Genomic DNA, 22,630 nt, shown 5'->3' on the forward strand with positions numbered 1-22,630 from the left:
TAGTGCACGTACGGTTTGATAAGGGACTAGCCTAGTGATAGGTTAGTCTACTTTCTTGTTTATAGGAAAAGCACCTGGTTGTATTGTACCAAGTGCTTTTATTTACGGAATAAATCATTATGTGTTCCTGTTCAGGATAATGCCAAGATGAGCAAATCATTCTCAATACGATAAACCAATAGCCAATCTGGCAGAATATTGCACTTACGATGCCAAGTCCAGTTTCCAACTAAAGCGTGATTTTTATTTTTCTCTGGAAGTTGTTCATCATTCGCAAGTTTGCGAATGATATCGTTAAGAAGTTCGATATCAAGATGGCGTTTCATTGTAGTACTTTTTTTCATTGTATACTATATGCCCTGAATCTTATTACAAATAAACATAGAAAATACGCAAATCCCCGTTCATATAAGTGCTAAATATACGCAAATCCCCGTTTAAATACATGGAATGTTTTGAAATGATCCTTGCGAGTGATTCGCTTTTCTATTGTTTGAGAGAATAATGGTAAAATATATTACAAGAGAGGTGACTGAAGAAATGAATATCTTGAGATAAGAAGTGAATTAGAAAAGTATCCTTCGTGGATCAAGAATATTATTGCTGTTATTGATTCTATTACAGGATTAGTTATGGATGGATTAGATTTAAAATCATATGCTGATGCTGTGAAAGTATTTGATGAGATAGGACTTATAGAAGAAGCAGAAGTACTTCGTGGTTATGAAAGAGAATGCAGAGAAATGCTGTGAGAGATTAGCTATTAATAATGATTATGATGCTTTCTGGGATAAGGTATATGTTTGTATTGATAAGAATACATATAATAAGTATTTGGAGGAATATGCATAAATCCATTTTTTGGAATAAGTCTCTTTTGTATAAACAACTTTTACAGATTATGGTACAATAAATAAAGAAATATTTTGAATATATTACTAACTTTAAGTGAACTTAAAGTTTAATTGTAATAGTAGGGGATGTTGCAAGAGAAAATGAGAAAGTTAGGCTTTTATGTTTTGATTTAATCTAAGAGATCGGAGAAGAAGATATGAGAAAGAAAACTACAAAGAAAAGAACTACAAAAGCAGCTGCTGTTAAGGAAGAAACAGTGACAGCTGCTAAGGATACAACAAAAGAAGCTGCTCCTGTAAAGGAAACAGTTAAGAAAGCTACAGCCACTAAGACTGCAACTAAAAAAGAGACTCCTGTAAAGGAAACAGTTACTAAAGTAGAAGCAGTAACAGAAGCTGAACCTAAAAAAGCGACAGCTAAGAAGACTACAACTACAAAGAAAACAACAGTTAAAAAAACTGCTCCTGCAAAAGAAACAACTAAGAAGACTACAGCTGTAAAGGCTGAAACTAAAAAGGTAGAGCCTGTAAAGGAAACAGCTACTAAGGTAGAAGTAGTAAAGGAAGCTGCTCCTAAAAAGACAACTGCTAAGAAAACTGCAACTACAAAAACAGAAGCAGTTAAAGAAGAAGCTCCAGTAAAGGAAGTAGCTGCTAAGGTGGAAACAGTAAAGGAAGCTGAACCTAAAAAGGAAACAGCTAAAAAGACTGCAACAAAGAAAGCAACAACTAAGAAGACTACAGCTAAAAAAGCTGCAGCTAAGACAGAAACTGTAAAAGAAGAAGCACCTAAAAAGACAACTAAGAAAGCAACTGCAAAGAAGACAACTAAGAAGGCTGCAGCTGCTAAGAAAGAAGCTCCTGTGAAGGAAGAACCTAAAGTAGAAGAAACAGTAGCTCCTGAAGTTGAAAAGAAGGTTGAAGTAGAACCTGAAGTAGTTGTTCAGGAAACTCCTGTTGAAGAAGCACCTGCTCCAGCACCAGTTGATTTAGGACCACGTAGAAGTGTGGCATTCATTGGTTCTGAATGTTATCCATTTGTAAAGACAGGTGGATTAGGAGATGTTATGTCTGCTCTTCCTAAGAGTCTTGCTAAGTTGAATTGTGATGTTAAGGTTATTATTCCTAGATATAAATGTATTCCACAGAAATTCCAGGAAAAGATGGAATATAAAGGGTCATTCTCTATGGACTTATGTGCAGATGGTAAACAGTATTATGTAGGTATTATGGAATATCAGGAAGATGGCGTTGTTTATGATTTTATTGATAACGATGAATTCTTCTCTTGGGGTAATCCATATACTAATCTAATCGATGATATTCCTAAATTCTGTTATTTTGGTAAAGCGGCTCTTGCAGCACTTAACTATTTAGATTGGACACCTGATGTTGTACATTGTCATGACTGGCAGGCTGCTTTAGTTCCTCTATACTTAAGAACATGCTTTAAAGACAGCAATGTAGGACGTGCAAGTTGTGTACTTACTATTCATAACTTAAGATTCCAGGGAATCTATGATAGAAAGACTATTCAATACTGGTCAGGACTTCCTGATTATGTATTTAATAAAGACTGCCTCACACAAAATTGGTTGGATGCGAACATGTTAAAGGGTGGTATTACTTATAGTAATGTTGTAACTACAGTAAGTAATACATATGCTGGTGAAATCCAGACTGAAGAATATGGTGAAGGTCTTGAAGAACACTTAAGATATCATCATAACAAGCTTGTAGGTATCGTAAATGGTATTGATACAGATATCTGGAATCCAGCAACTGATAAACTATTAGCTGCGCCATATAATAGTCAGAATGTTATTGAAAACAAGAAAGCAAATAAGAAAGCTTTACAGGAATCATTAGGATTAGAAGTAGATGATCATAAGATTGTCATTGGTTTGATTTCACGTTTGACAAACCAGAAGGGTCTAGATCTTGTAAATAATGTAATTCCACATATTATGGATGAACATACACAGGTTGTTGTATTAGGTACAGGTGATGCAGAATATGAAGATGCATTCCGTTATTATGAAAATGCGTATAAGGGTAACTTCTGTGCTTATATTGCCTACAATGAAAATGTAGCACATAACATCTATGCTGGATGTGATGCATTATTAGTACCATCTAGATTTGAACCATGTGGATTAACTCAGTTAATTAGTATGAGATATGGTTCAGTACCAATCGTAAGAGAAACTGGTGGATTAAAAGATACAGTACAGCCTTATAACTTATTTGATAACACTGGTAATGGATTTACATTCGATAGATATGAAAGTGGTCTTTTATATGATGCAATCAATCGTGCTAAGACACTTTACTTCGAAAGTAGACCATATTGGGATGAAATGGTAGTTCGTAATATGAACAAAGATGTCTCTTGGGAACAGAGTGCAAAACACTACAAAGATATGTATGTAGGATTAACACCTAAATATTAATGTAAACAAAAATGCAATGTTAGAAATCTAACGTTGCATTTTTTCTCCTAACTTATTTATTTATCTCACAAAATAAATGTTGATTTGGGAGAAAAGAGATGTGTTTTGTAAGATAGTATTGTTGGAGTATAGTGAAAAACAACTAACAATTTATTATTCTCACCAATTAAGTGATATATATTAGTTGTTTTTCTCCCAATTTTATTCTTTTCTCCCAAAATATGTATATAATTGGGAGAAAAGAGATACATTTTGGGAGAAAAAAGGAAGGAGAAGAGTATGAGAAGTTTTGATTACAGTTATTTGAGTTTGCGTACATGGGATAATGAGATATTATCTTATGTTGCGAAAATTCATGAATACAAAGGAAAACAAGAATTATATCTTCGACAGAAGCCTGTAGAGTTAGAACGTTTAGTTGAGGTTGCAAAAGTACAAAGTACGGAAAGTTCAAACCGTATTGAAGGTATTATAACTACGAGATCTCGTCTCCAACAATTAGTCGAAGATAAAACAACACCTAGAAATCGTAATGAAAAAGAAATCTTAGGATATCGAAACGTTCTGAATCTGATTCATGAAAACTATGAATATATCCCGTTTAGATCAAATTATATATTACAGTTACATCGTGATTTACTTCAGTATACTGAATTGACTTATGGTGGAAAATATAAGACTATTCCAAATGAGATAGATGCTGTTTTACCAAATGGAGAGAAAAGGATATTGTTTAAGCCTTTAGAACCGTATGAGACACCAGGTGCCATTGAACAAATATGCGACAGTTATCAACGAGCTTTAGAACAGGAAATTGTTGATCCTCTGATTCTAATACCTTGTGTAATTTTAGATTTCCTCTGTGTACATCCTTTTAATGATGGAAATGGCAGAATGAGCCGATTGCTTACATTGTTATTGTTGTATAGAAATGATTATGTGGTTGGTAAATATATTAGTATAGAAAAGGAGATTTCTGAAACAAAAGAAGCCTATTATCAAGCTTTAGCACAAGCAGATTTCAGATGGCATGAAGGTACAAATGATCCCAAACCATTTATCAAATATATGCTTGGAATTATTTTGAAATGCTATCGTGAATTTGAAGATAGATTAACTATAAGTGAAAAGAGTGGAAAACGAAGTACATCTTATGATGTGGTAAAAACTTACGTGAATAATACAATTGGAACCTTTACTAAGAAAGATGCAATGGAAAACTGTCCAAGTCTAGGTAGTTCTTCGGTAGAGTCTGCGTTAAAGAAACTTGTAGAAGAAGGCGCTATTATACGTAAAGGTAAAGGGCGTGCATCACACTATGTACGTAAAGATGCGGTAGAATAAGTGATTTTTGTTTATTAGTAATAACGCTTAAAGTTCTAAATGTAGATATTTGAAAAATGCAATGTTAGAAATCTAACGTTGCATTTTTTAGTGGTGTTAATTTGAAAGATATAATTTCTAATCAAAAGTTACTGTCCAATGATCAGATTGATAAGCGTCAAAACACATCAGTATTTGTTCTTTGTTACATTTATGTTCAGCTAATTCTGGAAGTTCTTCTTTAGAAAAATATCTACTTTCAGTTGTTTCTATATTTTCAATAAACTCTCCACCTAGTACTTCACATAAGTAGAAGATCTTTACAACACCATAAGCATAAGGTGGAAGGTTATGCTTATCCCTATCTTGTACAGATATAACCTTTTTAACACAGACATCCAACCCTGCTTCTTCTTTAGTTTCTTTCACTACATTATCAGCAGGAGAAAGATTAAATTCACACCATCCTCCAGGAACAGACCATTGCCCTTTTTCTTTTACAAGAAGAATCTTTCCATCCTTGAATATAGCTGCACGAGTGTCTACTTTTGGCGTTTGATAACCTACATCATTACAGAATAATCCATGAATCTTTTCGGCTGGTATATCTGTTCTTGTTAACATCATTTCTGCTGCAATCTCTCTTATACGCTGATAACGCTCTTTATCATATACATCGTGTCCATAGAAAAGTCCTGCTTGTGCAAGGCTCTGTAATTCTTTTGCCCATTCTAATACTTTATCCATAACTTATGCCTCCTTACTATTGCCTGTTAATAGTATAGCACTAAATAGGATCCATTAAGCAGATTGTATATAAAAATAGTGCTGTGGAGGATCTCTCTTTTGTCATGAAACATTATACACTTAATGGTTCTTTCAAGACAACAGTCTAACGAAGGTAACATTATAGATGCTGATGAAGTACTTGAAAGGATTGCAAATAAATACGAACTTTAAAAGGACCTGCTCATTTGAACAGGTTCTTTTACATGAAGGATTCTACAACATAGAGTCTTTTTTCTTTCTTGTTCCATAATATGATTATTTCACTATGGTCTTCATGTGACTTATACCAATAGACACAATCGGTGTGTTGAGGACGACTTATTGCAAGTACATTGATCTCATCCAGCCATTTATTGGTAGCATCTATATAGTTACCATCGTAGATGGTTTCTCCTTGATCTTTTTTCCAGGAAAACATCTTTTCGATAGGTTCTTCATTTTCATATGTAAAAACATGATAACGGACACCATCTCCATTAAAACTTGATCCAGCATCCTTACTATATACTTCAGAATAATCAGAATCTGAAGGAATAGATATATTCCAGTTCTCTTTGATTACATGATTATAGTCTTTAGAATAATTACAATACATGATTCCACTTACAATAATCATACATGCAAATATGATAGATATAATTGTTTTCTTCTTCATGGGAACATCTCCTCTAGTCTGCGAGTTCTTTTAGAGTATCTCCTGCAATTCTATATACTGTCCAATCTGACATAGGCTTGGCACCTAGAGATAAATAGAAATCAATACTAGGCTTATTCCAGTCTAGACACCACCATTCTAAACGTCCACAGCCACGTTCTACTGCAATAGAAGCAAGCTTCTTAAGAATTGCCTTACCATAACCGTTTCCACGATATTCTGGCTTTACATATAAATCTTCTAAATAAATACCAGAACGTCCTAAGAATGTAGAGAAGTTGTGGAAGAATAATGCGAATCCTATTTCTTTATTATCTACTACCGCAAAAATCACTTCTGCTTTCTGCTTATCAAATATCCATGTTTCAAGTGTGGCTTCATTTGCTACCACTTCATCTAGCATCTTCTCATAAGCAGCTAACTTTTTGATGAATTGAAGAATGAGTGCTGTATCACTACGTTTCGCAAATCTGAATGTAAGAGTATTGTTCATGGTCCTTCCCTCCGTTTATCTTATTATACTAATAGGGTAGATGGTAAGGTACTTAAGTTTTCTTAAGATAATAAAAAATATCTTATGTTTTTAGAATATTAAAAACTCCTTTTGCTGAAATGTAAAAGGAGTATTTCCACTAAGAATAATATTTTTGATTTTTACTTTTTGGTTTGTCGGGATACAAGAGTTTTAGTTTTCCTTGATTAACAAGAGGTTGTATATATTTTTTTGTTACGAAATAGACTGTTTTAAGGTCTAGATAATCACTTATTTCCTGTCTTGTTCTTGGAGTTTTACAAAAAGTGATTAAATCAGTATTATCGTGAATATCATCTATTGGGCTTTCTGTTTTGTTGAATAAAGTGACTACAAACTCGTTTCTTTTGTTTTCAAATAAAGGTTCTGGTAAACCGTGTTCTTTCATTTCTCTACGAATAGTAGGAATACCTGAATATCTATTTTCTGTCTTAAGTAAGAATTCAGACATTGTTGCAAGTGCAGGATTTCTTAAATCAGGTCTTGCTTTTCCTAAATCATTAACAGTCATTCTTCCATAAAGGCTGCCTGGACTATGAATCTCTAGACGGTTAGTGAAGAAAGAAATCTGGATAGTAGTTCCTTCAGTATGAATACTATAATCACGATGAATTAATGCATTAAGTATAGCTTCTCTGATGGCGTTAATAGGATATTCGGTTTTATCGGTTCTTTTTCCTGTTGTTGGATCAATGATTGTTTGAGTACGCATATTTCTATTACAAAAGGCTATTGCTTCATCTAACATTTCAGACAATGTTCCTTCAATTCTTTTGTTGTCTAGAAAACGAACACCATCATTTGTAGTTTCACCAATTTCAGTACCAGGAATAACAGTTGCGGTAATAGCTAATTGTGGAAGCAATCCTTGTGGATATATTCCAAAATTCAATACAGAAGCTAGAGTAGGTACGCCGTTTCGTGTAATAGATAATAATTCGTAAATCTGTTCTTCTGATAATTTTGAAAAATAAGGTCTATTTAATTTCATTTGAAGAATATAGTTATTGATACCTGCTTCATCTAATAAAGATATATTAGCTCGATTGATTGGTCTTTCATCATCATGAACATGGGCCTTATAAGATTCAAAACTATATATTTCATAGTCTGTCATAGGTAAATCTGCATCACCTACACGAACATAAGATCCTTTTGTTTTTCCTGCACCACGATAGTAACATGGACGATTAGTGATATCTATTGATGGTATCTCTGCACTACAGATATTAACCCCTTTATATTCTGTGGTTGTAAATATAGCACGAACTACAGGTTCCATTTGGTTGCATTGTTCAGTTACTTTTTTTTGTAAATCCTGCAAATCATAAACACCTACGGGTTCAAAACCCAATGATTCATCTAGACCAAATACAATTATTCCACCACTGTCCTGGTTTGAAAAACTTGATAATGTATCATATAAACGTTTAGGTGTTCCTTTGTGTGCTGCTTTAACTTCTATAGTTTGTGATTCGGCTTTTGTCTTAATTATTTGTTTGATTAAATCATTTAATTCGATGCTAAGCATAATTTCTCCTTTCTATAATATTTAATTACATGAAAATTTGACTACTATATAAAACTATCTTTGTTTAAATAGAGTATAACTGATTTATTAGTTTAATACAATAAATAAACAAAATTTAGCAAAATAAACTAATTATTTAACAAAATAAGCAAACATAATTAGTTTAATTGATAAAATAAACTAATTATTCTACAAATATAGCAAACTCACTTAGTTTAATTAACTAAATAAACTAACTCTCTCACTCACTCACAATACTTAAACTCTTTTAATTGAGAAAGTTTTTTGTATATAAAAGTCACCATAACGTTCTTGTTAACGTTTTTTCGTGTCTATACAATGCAAGGACTTCCTAGTTATGTATATTATGAATATAGATGTGAGTATTGAGCATCTGATGAAAATAGAACTGTTTTTAAATAATTGTATGATATAATGAGAGACAATCTAATATGAAGGGAGATTAATTATGCACTATAGATTAGGAAGGGAACTCAAAGCATTATCAAAGATTTTTACGCTAATAGGTATATTAGTGAATGCATTTCTTTTGTATTTTTATCTAGGAAATAATTATTTACTACGTAGAAAAATCTATTACGCAGTTATTTTCGTATTTTTAATGATTCTTGTATGGGTATTTGGAAAAGTAATAAATGGTATAGGAGTGATACTTACTACTCAGGGTAAGATATTACATGAACCAAAAATAGAAGAGCCTGAAAATGAAGAATCTATCAAAAGTACATTTATGGCATTTTGCCATGCATTTAAGAAGAATAAAAAAGTATTTGTTTCACTCATAGTCGTTTGTGTTATTCTACTTGGTGGTGGTATCTATGCAAAAGTAACTTATGATCATTATCATGTATATGATGGAATATGGAAGATAGAAGGAGATCTAGAAGGAAATTATTTTGATATACGTGGTGATGATGTAGCATTCTTTGAAACAAATAGGGGTGAGGAGAAAAGAAAATCAGAGTATAAATGTATATATGCAGGAAGTCGAACAAATAACGAAGTAAGATTCTATTGTTATACTTATGATTATACAAGTACTTATGATTATAAATCAAAAGAGATTGATCAGACTATTCACCTTAATAGAATAAACAATAATGAACTTGAAGTAAATGGAAAGAGATATAATAGAATTCCAGATTAGAGCGCGTGAGCGCTCTTTTTTATGAAAAAAACTTGATCCTAGGACCAAGTTTACTTAAGTGCATCTACCATCTCTTTTATATATGCTTCTACATATTGTGGCGCATCTTTTCCATATTTTTCAATAATCTTAATAATTGCACTACCAACGATGGCACCATTTGATTGAGATGCCATCTTTTTTGCCTGCTCTGGTGTAGAGACTCCAAATCCTGCCGCTACAGGTACATCTGTGACTTCACGTACTAAATCAACCATAGCACTAATATTTGTTGGATTTGATGCTGATCTTGTTTCAAAAGTAAATATTGCGGATGAGCAGTTTGGTGCTATTGAAAGAGCAAATGTTCATGAAAAAGAAATGGCTCTTTATAATGCAGCACTAGAAAGATCAAAAACAGTAAAAGAAGAAGTGAATAATGACTTACCACTCAACTTCCAGCAGAGTGATACTACATGGCAGGAACCACCTATCTCTATTGAACCTACACAGAGCTTTGTAAGCTTAAGTAATAGTGAAAGAGGAATAGCATTAATTCCTCAGGGAGTACGTGAATATGAAGTTATTGATGATCATGCAATCCGTTTAACACTATTTAGAACTTACTCATTTATGGGTAAAGAAAATCTCATCTATCGTCCAGGACGTGCGAGCGGAGAACGTATTATTGAAACACGTGATGCTGAATTACAGAAACCACTTGATTTCTCATTTGGTTTCACAACTTTTGCAGGTGATTTCAATAGTGCACATATCGCAAATATAGCAAAAGCATACAATACTCCAGTTGTTGCAAGAGAATATTCAGAATTCTTAAATGGTAGACTAATCTTCTCAGAACCAGAAGTAGAAGGTACAAAAGAAGATAGTTATTCATTATTCTCTACAGAAAATAAACTTGTAGTAAGTGCAATTAAGAAAGCTGAAGATAAAGACGGATATATTATCAGACTTTATAATGGACAGTTCCATGAAGAAGAAAGTGATACATTAGTATTTACTCAAAATATTAAGAAAGCATATTATGTAGATTTAAAAGAAGAATATGCAGATAGTATTGAAGTAGTAGATAATACTATTCAAGTTAAGCCTCTTACACATTGTAAGTTCACAACAATTTATGTAGAAACAGAATAAAGATAGAACCCCAGGGATGAATATGTCATACTTGGGGATTCTTTTATGTTACAAATTTCGTAGTAGATCTTTATGGAAATCATAACTTGAGATATAATTAATAATAGTTTACTGAATAAGAGCAGTTATGATTATGGAGGTGTACTTTATGGCAAGTGAAGTACTTTTGAATGAATTAAGAAGTATTGAGGAAGAATTAGAAAAAAGCAATAAAAAGGTGACAGATGAAAATGCCTTTGAGTATTTAGCGATGCAATTTTTCTGTTATAAGATTAAGAGTATAAAGCCAAAGTTATATGATATCGAAAGTTCGATTACAAATGGTCCAAATGATGGTGGTATTGATTTTGTATATTATGATGATGAAGAGTCTAAGGTTGTGTTAGGACAATGCAAATATACAGAAAATATGAAATTAAATGATATCATATCTGAATTAAATAAAATGAGTAGTACTGTAGAAAATTTCAAGAAGGCTAATACAGGTACATACAATAAGAAACTTAAAACCAATCTGCAAAATGCATTAGATAGATTACCTGATGAAAGTGCAGGAAATGTTGAGTATTGTATCTTTACTACATCAGATATAAATCAAAATGATGTCACTAACAAACTTCATGCAGAACATAATCTATATTCTAAAGATATGGTATCCGTTTATGGCGTAAGTGAAATCAATTCACAGATTAAAGAATTAATTGAAAGAGCTAAAACCGTAAATGAGTACAAGATAGAAATTGATTACCCACATAATGTATTGCAGTATGAAACTGATAATGTATCAGGAATTATGGTTAACATGTCTTCAGAATCTCTTGTTCGTATGTATGACAAGTTTAAGGATGAAGGTTTGTTTGATTTAAATATTAGAAAATATATTAAGAATAAAACTGTAGATGAAGGCATCAAGGAAACTCTAGACAAAGAAAGAGATAATTTCTGGTTCTATAATAACGGTCTAACAATTGCATGTAGTGAGTATGTTTTGGATGGTAATAAAGTTAAACTTTATGATTTTTCAATTGTTAATGGTGGACAGACTACTAATAGAATTGGTAATTATAAAGGAAGTAATAATGATAAGTTTTATCTTCCATGTAAAATTATTAGTATTAAGAATAATGATCAAAAGCTCTATTCTAAGATAGCTGAGGCTACAAACTCTCAAAAACCAATAAATCCAAGAGACTTAAAATCAAATTCTCCGGAAATGAAGATGTTGCAGAGATGGCTTGGAAAAGAAGGCGTATATTTGGAAATTAAACGTGGTGAAAAGAAAAAACGCAATGGAAGAAATATAAAAAATGATGAGCTTGGACAGCTATTACTTTCGTTTGGATATCAGCAACCTGGTACAGCTAGAAATGGTAAGAGAAGCATATTTGAAAATAAACCTCTTTATAATAAACTTTATAGGGTAAATTATGAGAAGGATCCAAATAAAAAAGAGTTTATTCTTGATTTGATTAAGTTATCAGAGGATTATTCAAATATAGAAGCAGATTTTAAGAGCGGAACTAAGATTGCAGAAGATGACAAGAATGTTTTAAGTAATGCGAAGTATGTGATTTTTTCTTTATTAGGACTATCTTACTTTATCGCGAATGGAGATTATTCACGTGATGATTTAAATAATGATACTTCAGTGTTAAAAAATCCTGAATTAATATACTCTAAGTTTATATCTAATTATAAGGATGATGATTATGAAGAAAGACTTGAATCATTAATAGAAATCATATTAAGCTCATTATGCGATACGTATGAGGATTGTGTAGGACGTAATGAAGTAACAAGTATTAGTAATTTATTTAAAACTGATAAGAAGTACAGAGATAGTATAGTAAAGGATTTTTTAAATGTTATTAATAAGAGAACTATGAAAAATGAATTCATAAGTGCTTGTGAAATTTTAAAGAGATAGTTTATAGCAGGGTTTCCTTGCCAAGATGAGAACGGTGTTTACCGTTCTTTTTGCGATTTTATATTTTGATGCCTGATAAAAGGAATTGTAGGAACTTAGGTAAAGACAAGTATTTAAAAAGTAATATATAATATATCTGTTAGGGAGTGATATATTTTAGAAAAGCAGTTTTCTTAAGTTAATAAATGTTGCTGTGACTTCAGCAATATTGAAATATTAATAATTATAACTTAAAATATTAGGTGAATGCATTTTAAATTAAATATTCGAGCAATAAATAGAAATTAGGAGGATAAGGTAATGGCATCAAGTAATAATGCTAATATAGGTTTTGAAAAACAAATATGGGATGCAGCTTGTGTTCTTTGGGGACACATTCCAGCGGCTGATTATAGAAAGGTAATTGTAGGACTCATCTTTTTGCGCTATATCTCTAGTGCGTTTGAAAAAAGATACTTACAGCTTGTAGAAGAAGGTGACGGATTTGAAGATGATAGAGATGCTTATGTAGAAGAAAATATTTTCTTTGTACCTGAAGAAGCACGTTGGAGTACAATTTCTGCTGCGGCACATGAACCAGAAATTGGAAAAGTAATTGATGATGCCATGAGAGCAATTGAAAAAGAGAATACGAGTCTTAAAAATGTTCTTCCTAAAATTTATGCAAGTCCTGATTTAGATAAGCGAGTTTTAGGTGAAGTAGTAGATTTATTTACTAATATGGATATGGGAGACACAGAAGATAGTAAGGATCTTCTTGGTAGAACGTATGAATATTGTATTCAGCAGTTTGCAGCTTATGAAGGTGTAAAGGGTGGAGAATTCTACACTCCATCAAGTATTGTAAAAACAATAGTTGCTATATTAAAACCTTTTAAGAACTGTAGAGTATATGATCCATGTTGTGGTTCTGGAGGTATGTTTGTTCAGAGTGCAAAGTTTATACAGGCACATAGTGGTAAACGTGGAGAAATAGCAGTTTATGGTCAGGAATCAAATGCTGATACTTGGAAAATGGCTAAAATGAATATGGCTATTCGTGGAATTGATGCTGATTTTGGCCCATATCAAGCAGATACTTTCTTTAATGATTTACATAAAACATTAAAAGCTGATTTTATTATGGCTAATCCTCCATTTAACCTTTCTAACTGGGGACAGGAAAATCTTAAAGATGATGTTCGTTGGAAATATGGTACACCACCTGCAGGAAATGCCAACTATGCTTGGATTCAGCATATGATACATCACTTAGCACCAAATGGAAAAATTGGTCTTGTGCTTGCCAATGGGGCATTATCTACTCAAAGTAGTGGTGAAGGTGAAATTAGAAAGAATATCATAAATGCTGATCTTATTGAAGGTATTGTGGCATTACCAACACAGTTATTCTATAGTGTTACAATTCCCGTAACTCTATGGTTTATATCAAAAAATAAAAAACAAAAAAATAAAACTCTATTTATTGATGCTCGTAAAATGGGGCATATGGTAGACCGTAAACATAGAGATTTCTCAGATGATGATATTCAAAAATTAGCAGATACTTTTTCTCAGTTCCAAGATGGTGCTCTTGAAGATGTTAAGGGATTTTGTGCTGTAGTAGATACAAAAGAAATTGAAAAACAAGATTTTATCCTTACTCCAGGAAGATATGTTGGTATTGAAGAAGTAGAAGAAGATGATGAACCGTTTGAAGAGAAGATGGCTCGTTTGACAACTGAATTATCAGATTTGTTTAAGAGGAACCATGAACTTGAGGAAGAAATCAGAAAGAATTTAGAGGCTATTGGATATGAAATATAGATTAGAAGATATCTGTTCTTTTCGTAAAGAAAAGGTTGAAGTCTCATCTTTAACATTAGAAAATTATATTTCTACAGAAAATATGCTACCAAACAAAGCAGGAATTACTAAAGCAACGTCACTTCCAAAATGTAATACTACACAGAGATTTGAATGTGGTGATGTTCTTGTGTCAAATATTCGTCCCTATTTCAAAAAAATATGGAAAGCTAAATTCAATGGTGGATGTTCGAATGATGTATTAGTATTTAGTGCTAAAAAAGGATTTGATAGTGAATTTCTTTATTATGTTCTTTCAAATGATTCTTTCTTTGATTATTCAATGGCTACTTCTAAGGGAACTAAAATGCCTAGAGGTGACAAAAAATCTATTATGAACTATGAAGTTCATGGTTTTGATATAAATATTCAGATAAAGATAGCAAGTATTCTTAAATCTATTGATGAGAAAATAGAAATGAATAATGCAATAAACAATAATTTAGCGGCTTAAATCTCAATGTTGGAAACATCAAGTTCACCGGACATCAGGCGAGGAAGCAGTGCATCACGTATTTCTCGTAATCGGTTATTTTCAAAATATGAATTTTGAATTTGACGAAGCATTGGAAGTATAATTTCATTGAATTTTTTTGCAACTTCAGGTGTTGGAATGATTATTTCCATATCTCCCAAGCCTCCTTCCCAAATGGCATACGGCATAGTTGAACCTTTTGATGTACTTTGAGCATAATCAATGCTACTTTCTTGATCGCAACATAAAAGTGCAAAACTAAGATATTCATTATTATATGGTGCAAGGGTGAAACAGGTTGTTCTTGTAATGCCATCACAAGGGGCAAGGACAACACGATGGAAATATACTCTCATTGCGCCTATAATGATGTCATTTTTGTCAAATGTGATTAAACTGCTTTGAGCTTCGGCATTTGGTTTGAAATCAGTTAATGCAAATGTTCTCATTGGAATAACATCAATAGGAAGATAAGGCAATGTTGTGTTTTCTCCCGCTTTAATTGATTGACGCTTTAATTTCAGTATGTCTTTCAATTTGCCATTTTTCCAGTCGGCAGACATAGTATTACCAAAAGGGTCAAAATCAACAAACCAAGATTTGAATAAAGAACGTGCTTGCTGCTCTAAATTATTGTTTAACCTAAATACTCCCACCAACGGCGGGAGATAAAGCCAACGGAACTGCCGTTGAGTCGTTCCCTGGAAAATAAATTTGAAGGAGAATGACCTATGAAACAACAAATTATTTCAGAGGTGATGCAGCAAATGCTACCACACCTCGACAATGCCCAAATGCAGCAGTTGCAAAAGACACTTGAAAATGCACTGTTTGGCTGTGAAATCACAGTACAGATAGAAAAAAAGGGTACAGACGACAATCCCAAGCTAATAGATGCTTTTGTTTCAGCAAAGCGGATTGAAGGCTGTTCAGAAAAAACGCTAAAATATTATCGCACAACCATTGAAACGATGGTAGCTTCTACAGACAAAGGTATTCGTCATATTCAGACGGAAGACCTGCGTTCCTATTTGATAGATTATCAGAGCAGGAATCAGTCTGGCCGTGTGACGATTGACAATATTCGCAGGATTTTATCCAGTTTTTTCTCATGGCTGGAGGATGAAGAATACATTCTGAAAAGTCCTGTTCGCCGTATCCATAAGGTGAAAACGGCAACTAATATCAAGGAAACTTATACAGATGAGGATTTGGAGAAAATGCGTGATAGTTGCACAGAACTTCGGGATTTAGCGATAATTGATATGCTTGCTTCTACTGGAATGCGTATTGGTGAAATGGTTCTGTTGAACAAAGTGGACATCAACTTTAATGAGCGTGAATGTGTAGTATTCGGTAAGGGTGATAAGGAACGCATCGTATACTTTGATGCTCGAACAAAGATTCATCTGCAAAACTACATTGACAGCAGAACGGATGATAATCCGGCTTTGTTTGTTACTTTACGTTCTCCACATGAGAGAATAAAAATTGGTGGCATCGAATCTCGCCTGCGTGAAATGGGTAAGCAGTTGGACATTCAAAAAGTCCATCCTCATAAGTTCCGCAGGACACTTGCAACGATGGCAATTGATAAGGGAATGCCTATAGAGCAGTTACAACAGCTCTTAGGGCATAAACGAATAGATACGACTTTGCAGTATGCAATGGTCAAGCAGAGCAATGTTAAGTTGGCTCATAAGAAATATATTAGTTAGATAGGGAAAGGTGATTATATGCAAATTGGAGAAGTAGCTAGCTTTCAAAATGGGTATGCATTTAAGTCAAAAGATTTTGTACAGGATGGAAAGTATAAAATTATCAAGATTAAAGAATTAAAGGATGGTAAGGTTAGATTCTTTAATGATAGTGCATCAGTAAATGTTGATGATGAACGCATTATTGAAAAATACATAGCAGATAAGGGAGATGTTTTGTTTGCGCTCACGGGGGATCCTGTTAATAAAAACAATCCACTGAGTTGGGTAGGTAGAGTTTCTGTATATGAAGATGATCAATTGGCATTACTTAATCAACGAGTATGCAAACTGGTTCCAAAGGAAGGAATTAATGCCAAATATATTTACTATTACTTCCGTGCATTCGATAATTTTTATGCTTTGGCATCTATTGCAAAAGGAAGTGCAAGTCAGGCTAATATATCTACAAAAGATATAGAGGCGATGGAAATAGCATTACCATCTTTGAATATACAAAATAAAATAGTTTTGGTATTAGATTCTATTGAAGAAAAGATTAACCAAAATAATAAAATAAACAATAATTTAGAGCAGCAAGCTCAGGCTTTGTATCAAGAACTTTTCATAACAAACGCTAATCCTGAATGGAAAACTGGTACTATAAACGACATTGGAACAGTTGTTGGTGGAAGCACCCCATCAAAATCAAAGCCTGAGTATTATACAGAAAAAGGAATTGCGTGGATTACCCCGAAAGACCTTTCTGTAAACAAGTCCAAGTTTGTTGTTCGTGGCGAAAATGACATTACAGAGACTGGCTTGAAGAATAGCAGCGCCAGCATTATGCCCGAAGGAACGGTTTTGTTTTCTTCTCGTGCGCCAATCGGCTATATAGCAATTGCCGCTGGTGAGGTCACAACAAATCAAGGGTTCAAATCAGTTGTGCCAAAGCCTGAAATCGGCACCCCATTCATATATTATTTTTTGAAAGCAAACCTTCAGGTTATTGAAGGAATGGCTTCGGGCTCTACTTTTAAGGAAGTGTCTGGAAGCACAATGAAAATTGTCCCTGCATTTATTCCTGATGTTGAAACCATCTCCAGATTCAATGATTTTTGCATTCCTCTTTTTGCTCAACAAAGAGTTTTAGAGGAACAAAACAAAGCTTTGTCATCTATACGAGATGGCTTACTCCCAAAACTTATGTCCGGCGAGCTTGATGTCTCCGACATCGACCTTTAAGCCGCTAAATTATTGTTTATCTTCAAATTATAAAAACGAAAGGATAAGATTATTATGACTAAAATAACTGTAGACATAGAATATATAAAAGACCAATTAAAGAAGATTGGATATGAAATATCTGATTGTATTCAAAGAGAAAATGACGGATTAAATCGATAATTAAAATTCAACAATAGTGGAGCTAGTGTGACAATCTATGATTTAAATAACGTAAAAAACACTGTTGTTAATGGAAAAGTTGATGAAGAAGAAAAAAAGATGTTAAGCAAATTATTGATGATATTAAGGCAAAAGAATTTGTTGTGGATCCTGTAAATGAGGAAATTATTTCTTTGATAAGAAGTCGCAACGAAGACTATTATTATGATTTTAAGAAAGAATTTCATAAAAGAGATGAAGATTTACTTTATGATATAATATGTTTGTCAAATAATCTTGAGAATAGAGATGCCTATTTAATAATTGGCGTTACGGATGATTTTGAAGTAATTGGAATTGGTGAAACTTGTAAATCAAACAATATATATGACTTTATAAAGAGTAAAAAAATTGCAGGAGACTTTAAACCTGAGATTGAAATAAAAAACATTTATGATAAATATGAAAAACTCATGGTTATAAAATGTAAAGCTACAAAACATATTCCTTATTATTTGATAGAAAGATTTGGTCGAATCAAGGACAATACAATATATACAAGAGTGGGTGATACAAATCCACCTAAAGATAGAAGTGCAGGTTATAATGAAATAGAAAAACTATGGCGTATTCATTTCGAAAGAGAACATGAATAACGAGTGAGGAGGGGTATTATGTTAGGGCTATATAAGGAAGCTGATTATGAAAATTCAATTATAGAGTTATTTAGAAATGATTTAGGTTATGAGTATGTATATGGACCTGATATAGAAAGGGATTTTTATAGTCCGTTATATGATGATGTCTTAATTGATTCATTGTATCGCTTGAATAGAGATTTACCTGAAGATGCTATTCAGGATGCATTATTCAAATTAAAGAATATTGAGAATGGTGAATTAGTACAAAAGAATTCAGTATTTATGGATTACTTGCAAAATGGTATTCCTGTTCGATATTTAATAGATGGTGAAGAGGCTTCATCCATTGTTTATTTAGTTGACTATAATAATCCTGATAATAACTCCTTTATTATTGCTAACCAATGGACTTTTATTGAAAATAGTGAGAAAAGACCAGATATCATACTATTTTTAAATGGTTTGCCAATTGTATTAGTAGAGTTAAAATCTCCCTCTAGAGAAGAAACTGATGCTTCAGAAGCATATAGACAACTTCGTAATTACATGAAGGAGATTCCTTCAATGTTTGTGTATAATGCAATATGTGTTATGAGTGATCAATTGACTACTAAAGCTGGTACTATAACTTCAGGTGAAGACCGTTTTATGGAATGGAAAACAAAAGATGGTAGTTATGAAAATACACAGTATGCTCAATTTGATACTTTCTTTGAGGGAATATTTGTAAAAGATAGATTTCTTGACATTATTAAAAACTTTATTTGTTTTTCTAATGAAGGAATAAAGTCATTTAAAATTTTAGCAGGATATCATCAGTATTTTGCTGTGAAAAAAGCTATAGAGTCTACTAAGCATGCAACTGTTACAGATGGAAAGGGTGGTGTGTTCTGGCATACACAAGGTAGTGGTAAATCATTATCTATGGTGTTTTATGCACACTTATTACAGTCTGCGTTGGATAGTCCAACAATAGTTGTTATTACAGATAGAAATGATCTTGATGATCAGTTGTATGGTCAATTTGCTAAGTGTAAAGATTTCTTAAGACAAGAACCACTGCATGCAGAAAGTAGAGAAAATTTAAAAAAATTACTATCTGGTAGAAAAGCAAATGGTATTATTTTTACTACAATGCAGAAGTTCGAGGAATCACATGAAGCAATTTCAGAAAGAAAGAATATTGTAGTAATGGCTGATGAAGCACATCGTAGTCAATATGGTCTTACAGAAAAAGTGGATTCAAAAACTGGTAGAATTAAAATTGGTGCTGCACGTGCTATTAGAAATACACTGCCTAATGCAACATATATTGGATTTACTGGAACACCAATCTCTTCTAAAGACCGTAGTACACGTGAAGTATTTGGTGATTACATAGATATCTATGATATGACACAAGCGGTAGAAGATGGTGCAACACGTCCAGTTTATTATGAAAGTCGTGTTATTAAACTCAATCTTGATAAAGAAACATTAAAGATTATAGATGATGAATATGATCTTATGGCTGAAAATGCTGATAGAGAAGTTATTGAAAGAAGTAAAAAAGAACTTGGTAGAATGGAAGCTATTCTTGGTAATGATAATACTCTTGATTCTCTTGTAACTGATATCTTAGATCATTATGAAAATAATAGAGAAAATTTACTGACAGGAAAAGCAATGATTGTTGCTTATTCACGTCCTATTGCTATGAAAATTTATAAGAGAATTTTAGAGTTACGCCCACAGTGGACCGAAAAAGTAGCAGTAGTCATGACTTCAAGCAACAAGGACCCAGAGGAATGGCGCGAGATTATAGGAAATAAAAGACATAAAGAGAAACTCGCAAAGAAGTTTAAAGATAATGACAGTCCTTTAAAAATTGCTATTGTCGTTGATATGTGGCTTACAGGATTCGATGTTCCTTCTCTAGCTACTATGTATGTATACAAACCAATGTCTGGACATAATTTGATGCAGGCAATTGCACGAGTAAACCGTGTCTTTGAGGATAAAGAAGGTGGATTAATAGTAGATTATGTAGGTATTGCATCAGCTTTAAAGAGAGCGATGAAAGACTATACATCTAGAGATAAAAAGAATTATGGTGATACAGATGTATCTAAAGTTGCATTACCAAAATTCTATGAAAAACTATCAATCTGCCAGGATAAACTCCATGGTTTTGATTATTCTAAATTCCATACAGGAACAGATCTGGAAAGAGCAAAGACTATAAGTGGTGCAGTTAACTTCATTATGGATAGAGAACGTATAGAAGACAAGAATTCATTTGTTCAGGAAGCTCTATTACTTCATCAGGCATTATCTTTATGTTCATCTTTAGTAGAGGAACATGATCGTATAGAAGCAGCTTTCTTTGAATCAGTTCGTGTATTGGTATTGAGACTTACTAATTCGGGTGAAGGAAAGAAAATATCATTACTAGAAATGAATGCAAGAATAAATGAATTACTTAAGCATAGTATTAAAAGTGATGGAGTAATTAATCTGTTCTCTGATGTAAATCTATTTTTGATCCTACTTTCTTACAAGAAGTAGCTAATATGAAAGAAAAGAATCTTGCAGTAGAACTATTAAAGAAATTAATTGCTGATCAGGTAAGCATATATCGAAAAACTAATATTGTAAAATCTGAAAAGTTTAGCGAGATCATGCAAAAATCACTTAATGCATATTTAAATGGTATGCTTACTAATGAAGAAGTTATTGAAGAAATGTTGAATCTTGCTAAGCAGATTACAATAGCTCAAAAAGAGGGTGAGAAATTAGGACTTACTTCTGATGAATTAGCCTTCTATGATGCATTAACAAAACCACAAGCAATAAAAGATTTCTATGAAAATGAAGAATTGATTGCTCTTACAAAAGAATTGACTGAAACATTACGTAAAAATAAAACAATTGATTGGCAAAAGAGAGAGTCAGCAAGAGCAAGAATGCGTATGTTAATCAAGAAACTATTAAAAAAGCACAAGTATCCGCCAGAAGGAATGGAAGATGCAGTTCAGACAGTTATTAGTCAGTGTGAACTTTGGACTGATAATGTTATGGAAGTATAGCTATAATTATTAGCAAATCTCCAGAAGATAAACTGATTCCATTACTGAGTGAGTATTTGTATGAAAAAGTTTTGGAATGAAGGACGATAAGTCAGAATATGACTTGATCGTCCTTTTCGTGTACTGTTTAATTTAATACTTATGTTACTTTAAGTGTTCTTAATTCGAGAACTGATTGAATGTAAGTTATTAAGTAACGAATTAAGTGAAAATAAGGCAATGAAGTAGTCAAAGTAGTTCAAAATCGGTTTTTACGTAAACTTTTGTTATACATAATTTACCTATAGTAGAAGTTACACGCAAAATGGTGATTTGAACTACTTCAACTACTTGAGAATGCTAAAATTCTAATTTAGGTAATAGATAATATTTGTTCATCTGCGGAGCGATTATTATCTTATGATATTTTATTATTAACCTATATGGATATAATACGAGTGATCATATGAATGAATACGATTATAGCAACAAAAATATAAACAAAAACGCATGAGAAACAAATGATAGATTTGCTTGAAATTTATAAAGTATAAAATAAGGCGAAATTGCAGTAGAATAAATTGAAAGAAATACAAATTAGTGAATAAGTGAAAAGAATACGGCGCAAATACGGCGCAAATATATTTGTTGCATACACACTTAGATTAGTGGTATAATAGTATCGAATCAGAAAGGAGGCGAGCAAAGTGATTGATCTATCAAGTTTTAAAGCGTTTGATTTCACTGAAGGTGTACCATATATATCAGTAACGAATAATGGAGTTACATTTAATAAATCAGTGATTATTAAAATGAAATACCCAGCTTTCGTAAGACTTCTAATCAACGAATCAGAAAAGCAAATTGCAGTTCAGGTTTGTGGAGAAGAAGATGATAAAGCAACACAATTCTACAAAGAAAAATCAAATGGTGTTTTATCGGTCAGATGGAATTCTAAAGATCTCATCAATACAATTGTTAGATTGTGTGATTGGGACTTGAATCAGAGTTCATATCGAGTAAATGGAGTATTAGTTGCAGAACAAGACTTGATGCTGTTTGATTTGAATGAAGCAGTCACAGTAGTATAAGCTTGCTAATATCTGATTCCAAATCGAGTAGGAGAAAATAATTAAAATTATTTTCGTCCTCTCACACCACCGGGCAAGC

The 22,630-nt window shown here is 32.7% G+C and carries 19 protein-coding genes and 1 pseudogene; 13 read left to right on the forward strand and 7 right to left on the reverse strand.

The window, feature by feature from the left end; genetic code table 11:
• Positions 1-131: 131 nt before the first annotated feature.
• Positions 132-344, reverse strand: coding sequence for a type II toxin-antitoxin system YafQ family toxin (locus DW269_RS08510; protein ID WP_117459374.1), 213 nt, complete (start codon positions 342-344; stop codon positions 132-134).
• A gap of 379 nt (positions 345-723) precedes the next feature.
• Here DW269_RS08510 and DW269_RS13145 point away from each other — a divergent pair, with 379 nt between their 5' ends.
• From DW269_RS13145 to DW269_RS08525, 3 genes are all read left to right on the forward strand, one after another.
• Positions 724-852, forward strand: a complete 129-nt coding sequence (locus DW269_RS13145) for a hypothetical protein (RefSeq protein ID WP_255413852.1) — start codon at positions 724-726, stop codon at positions 850-852.
• A gap of 199 nt (positions 853-1,051) precedes the next feature.
• Positions 1,052-3,307: a glycogen synthase gene (locus tag DW269_RS12980; RefSeq protein WP_233502467.1), complete on the forward strand. Its 2,256-nt coding sequence runs from the start codon at positions 1,052-1,054 to the stop codon at positions 3,305-3,307.
• Positions 3,308-3,586: 279 nt separating this feature from the next.
• A complete protein-coding gene (locus DW269_RS08525; RefSeq protein WP_117459375.1) occupies positions 3,587-4,651 on the forward strand; it encodes a Fic family protein in 1,065 nt (354 codons plus the stop codon).
• Between the two features lie 117 nt (positions 4,652-4,768).
• Here DW269_RS08525 and DW269_RS08530 read toward each other — a convergent pair whose 3' ends face one another.
• The 4 genes from DW269_RS08530 to DW269_RS08545 form a co-directional block, all read right to left on the reverse strand.
• On the reverse strand, positions 4,769-5,377 hold the full coding sequence (locus DW269_RS08530) for an NUDIX hydrolase (RefSeq protein WP_117459376.1): 609 nt from the start codon (positions 5,375-5,377) through the stop codon (positions 4,769-4,771).
• Between the two features lie 241 nt (positions 5,378-5,618).
• Positions 5,619-6,074: a hypothetical protein gene (locus DW269_RS08535; protein WP_117459377.1), complete on the reverse strand. Its 456-nt coding sequence runs from the start codon at positions 6,072-6,074 to the stop codon at positions 5,619-5,621.
• Between the two features lie 13 nt (positions 6,075-6,087).
• Positions 6,088-6,567 (reverse strand): GNAT family N-acetyltransferase, encoded by a 480-nt coding sequence (locus tag DW269_RS08540; RefSeq protein ID WP_117459378.1) that lies wholly within the window; start codon positions 6,565-6,567, stop codon positions 6,088-6,090.
• Between the two features lie 139 nt (positions 6,568-6,706).
• Positions 6,707-8,137 (reverse strand): ATP-binding protein, encoded by a 1,431-nt coding sequence (locus DW269_RS08545; protein ID WP_117459379.1) that lies wholly within the window; start codon positions 8,135-8,137, stop codon positions 6,707-6,709.
• A gap of 469 nt (positions 8,138-8,606) precedes the next feature.
• On the opposite strand from DW269_RS08545, the gene DW269_RS08550 reads away from it, so the two are divergent.
• Positions 8,607-9,305, forward strand: a complete 699-nt coding sequence (locus tag DW269_RS08550) for a hypothetical protein (protein ID WP_117459380.1) — start codon at positions 8,607-8,609, stop codon at positions 9,303-9,305.
• A 50-nt stretch (positions 9,306-9,355) separates the two neighbouring features.
• Here DW269_RS08550 and DW269_RS08555 read toward each other — a convergent pair whose 3' ends face one another.
• Positions 9,356-9,562: a tryptophan synthase subunit alpha gene (locus DW269_RS08555; RefSeq protein ID WP_117459388.1), complete on the reverse strand. Its 207-nt coding sequence runs from the start codon at positions 9,560-9,562 to the stop codon at positions 9,356-9,358.
• On the opposite strand from DW269_RS08555, the gene DW269_RS08560 reads away from it, so the two are divergent.
• From DW269_RS08560 to DW269_RS08575, 4 genes are all read left to right on the forward strand, one after another.
• Complete coding sequence (locus tag DW269_RS08560) at positions 9,537-10,442, forward strand: glycosyl hydrolase-related protein (RefSeq protein ID WP_233502468.1); 906 nt, start codon at positions 9,537-9,539, stop codon at positions 10,440-10,442. The genes DW269_RS08555 and DW269_RS08560 overlap by 26 nt on opposite strands.
• A 148-nt stretch (positions 10,443-10,590) precedes the next feature.
• The gene (locus DW269_RS08565) at positions 10,591-12,369 is read left to right on the forward strand and encodes an AIPR family protein (protein ID WP_233502469.1); all 1,779 of its coding nucleotides are present in this window, start codon (positions 10,591-10,593) and stop codon (positions 12,367-12,369) included.
• 300 nt (positions 12,370-12,669) lie between these two features.
• Positions 12,670-14,175, forward strand: coding sequence for a class I SAM-dependent DNA methyltransferase (locus DW269_RS08570; RefSeq protein ID WP_117459382.1), 1,506 nt, complete (start codon positions 12,670-12,672; stop codon positions 14,173-14,175).
• Complete coding sequence (locus DW269_RS08575; RefSeq protein WP_117459383.1) at positions 14,165-14,668, forward strand: restriction endonuclease subunit S; 504 nt, start codon at positions 14,165-14,167, stop codon at positions 14,666-14,668. The genes DW269_RS08570 and DW269_RS08575 overlap by 11 nt, the downstream gene beginning before the upstream one ends.
• Here DW269_RS08575 and DW269_RS08580 read toward each other — a convergent pair.
• A complete protein-coding gene (locus DW269_RS08580; protein WP_117459389.1) occupies positions 14,665-15,252 on the reverse strand; it encodes a restriction endonuclease subunit S in 588 nt (195 codons plus the stop codon). The two genes, DW269_RS08575 and DW269_RS08580, sit on opposite strands and share 4 nt — an antisense overlap.
• Positions 15,253-15,420: 168 nt before the next feature.
• Here DW269_RS08580 and xerA point away from each other — a divergent pair, with 168 nt between their 5' ends.
• The 5 genes and pseudogenes from xerA to DW269_RS08605 all read left to right on the forward strand — a co-directional run bounded on the left by xerA (position 15,421) and on the right by DW269_RS08605 (position 22,551).
• The gene (gene xerA / locus DW269_RS08585; RefSeq protein WP_117459384.1) at positions 15,421-16,407 is read left to right on the forward strand and encodes a site-specific tyrosine recombinase/integron integrase; all 987 of its coding nucleotides are present in this window, start codon (positions 15,421-15,423) and stop codon (positions 16,405-16,407) included.
• An 18-nt stretch (positions 16,408-16,425) separates the two neighbouring features.
• On the forward strand, positions 16,426-17,631 hold the full coding sequence (locus DW269_RS12985; protein WP_117459385.1) for a restriction endonuclease subunit S: 1,206 nt from the start codon (positions 16,426-16,428) through the stop codon (positions 17,629-17,631).
• Positions 17,632-17,936: 305 nt separating this feature from the next.
• Positions 17,937-18,428 carry a helix-turn-helix domain-containing protein gene (locus DW269_RS08595; RefSeq protein ID WP_158546345.1) on the forward strand — a complete coding sequence of 164 codons (492 nt, stop codon included), beginning with the start codon at positions 17,937-17,939 and terminating at the stop codon, positions 18,426-18,428.
• Positions 18,429-18,446: 18 nt separating this feature from the next.
• Positions 18,447-21,481, forward strand: a pseudogene (locus tag DW269_RS08600) (type I restriction endonuclease subunit R).
• Between the two features lie 686 nt (positions 21,482-22,167).
• Positions 22,168-22,551 (forward strand): hypothetical protein, encoded by a 384-nt coding sequence (locus tag DW269_RS08605; RefSeq protein WP_117459387.1) that lies wholly within the window; start codon positions 22,168-22,170, stop codon positions 22,549-22,551.
• Positions 22,552-22,630 lie beyond the last annotated feature (79 nt).

Origin of the sequence: Catenibacterium sp. AM22-6LB, assembly GCF_003435615.1 — a bacterium.
Taxonomy (GTDB): Bacteria; Bacillota_I; Bacilli_A; order Erysipelotrichales; family Coprobacillaceae; genus Catenibacterium; species Catenibacterium mitsuoka_A.

Bases quoted from the DNA above. Each gene is read 5' to 3' on its own strand.
- DW269_RS08540 (WP_117459378.1), bottom strand. From the start codon at position 6,567: ATGAACAATACTCTTACATTCAGATTTGCGAAACGTAGTGATACAGCA.
- DW269_RS08510 (WP_117459374.1), bottom strand. From the start codon at position 344: ATGAAAAAAAGTACTACAATGAAACGCCATCTTGATATCGAACTTCTT.
- DW269_RS12980 (WP_233502467.1), top strand. From the start codon at position 1,052: ATGAGAAAGAAAACTACAAAGAAAAGAACTACAAAAGCAGCTGCTGTT.
- DW269_RS08580 (WP_117459389.1), bottom strand. From the start codon at position 15,252: ATGTCTGCCGACTGGAAAAATGGCAAATTGAAAGACATACTGAAATTA.
- DW269_RS12985 (WP_117459385.1), top strand. From the start codon at position 16,426: ATGCAAATTGGAGAAGTAGCTAGCTTTCAAAATGGGTATGCATTTAAG.
- DW269_RS13145 (WP_255413852.1), top strand. From the start codon at position 724: ATGAAAGAGAATGCAGAGAAATGCTGTGAGAGATTAGCTATTAATAAT.
- DW269_RS08575 (WP_117459383.1), top strand. From the start codon at position 14,165: ATGAAATATAGATTAGAAGATATCTGTTCTTTTCGTAAAGAAAAGGTT.
- DW269_RS08545 (WP_117459379.1), bottom strand. From the start codon at position 8,137: ATGCTTAGCATCGAATTAAATGATTTAATCAAACAAATAATTAAGACA.
- DW269_RS08530 (WP_117459376.1), bottom strand. From the start codon at position 5,377: ATGGATAAAGTATTAGAATGGGCAAAAGAATTACAGAGCCTTGCACAA.
- DW269_RS08570 (WP_117459382.1), top strand. From the start codon at position 12,670: ATGGCATCAAGTAATAATGCTAATATAGGTTTTGAAAAACAAATATGG.
- DW269_RS08550 (WP_117459380.1), top strand. From the start codon at position 8,607: ATGCACTATAGATTAGGAAGGGAACTCAAAGCATTATCAAAGATTTTT.
- xerA (WP_117459384.1), top strand. From the start codon at position 15,421: ATGAAACAACAAATTATTTCAGAGGTGATGCAGCAAATGCTACCACAC.
- DW269_RS08565 (WP_233502469.1), top strand. From the start codon at position 10,591: ATGGCAAGTGAAGTACTTTTGAATGAATTAAGAAGTATTGAGGAAGAA.
- DW269_RS08555 (WP_117459388.1), bottom strand. From the start codon at position 9,562: ATGGTTGATTTAGTACGTGAAGTCACAGATGTACCTGTAGCGGCAGGA.
- DW269_RS08535 (WP_117459377.1), bottom strand. From the start codon at position 6,074: ATGAAGAAGAAAACAATTATATCTATCATATTTGCATGTATGATTATT.
- DW269_RS08525 (WP_117459375.1), top strand. From the start codon at position 3,587: ATGAGAAGTTTTGATTACAGTTATTTGAGTTTGCGTACATGGGATAAT.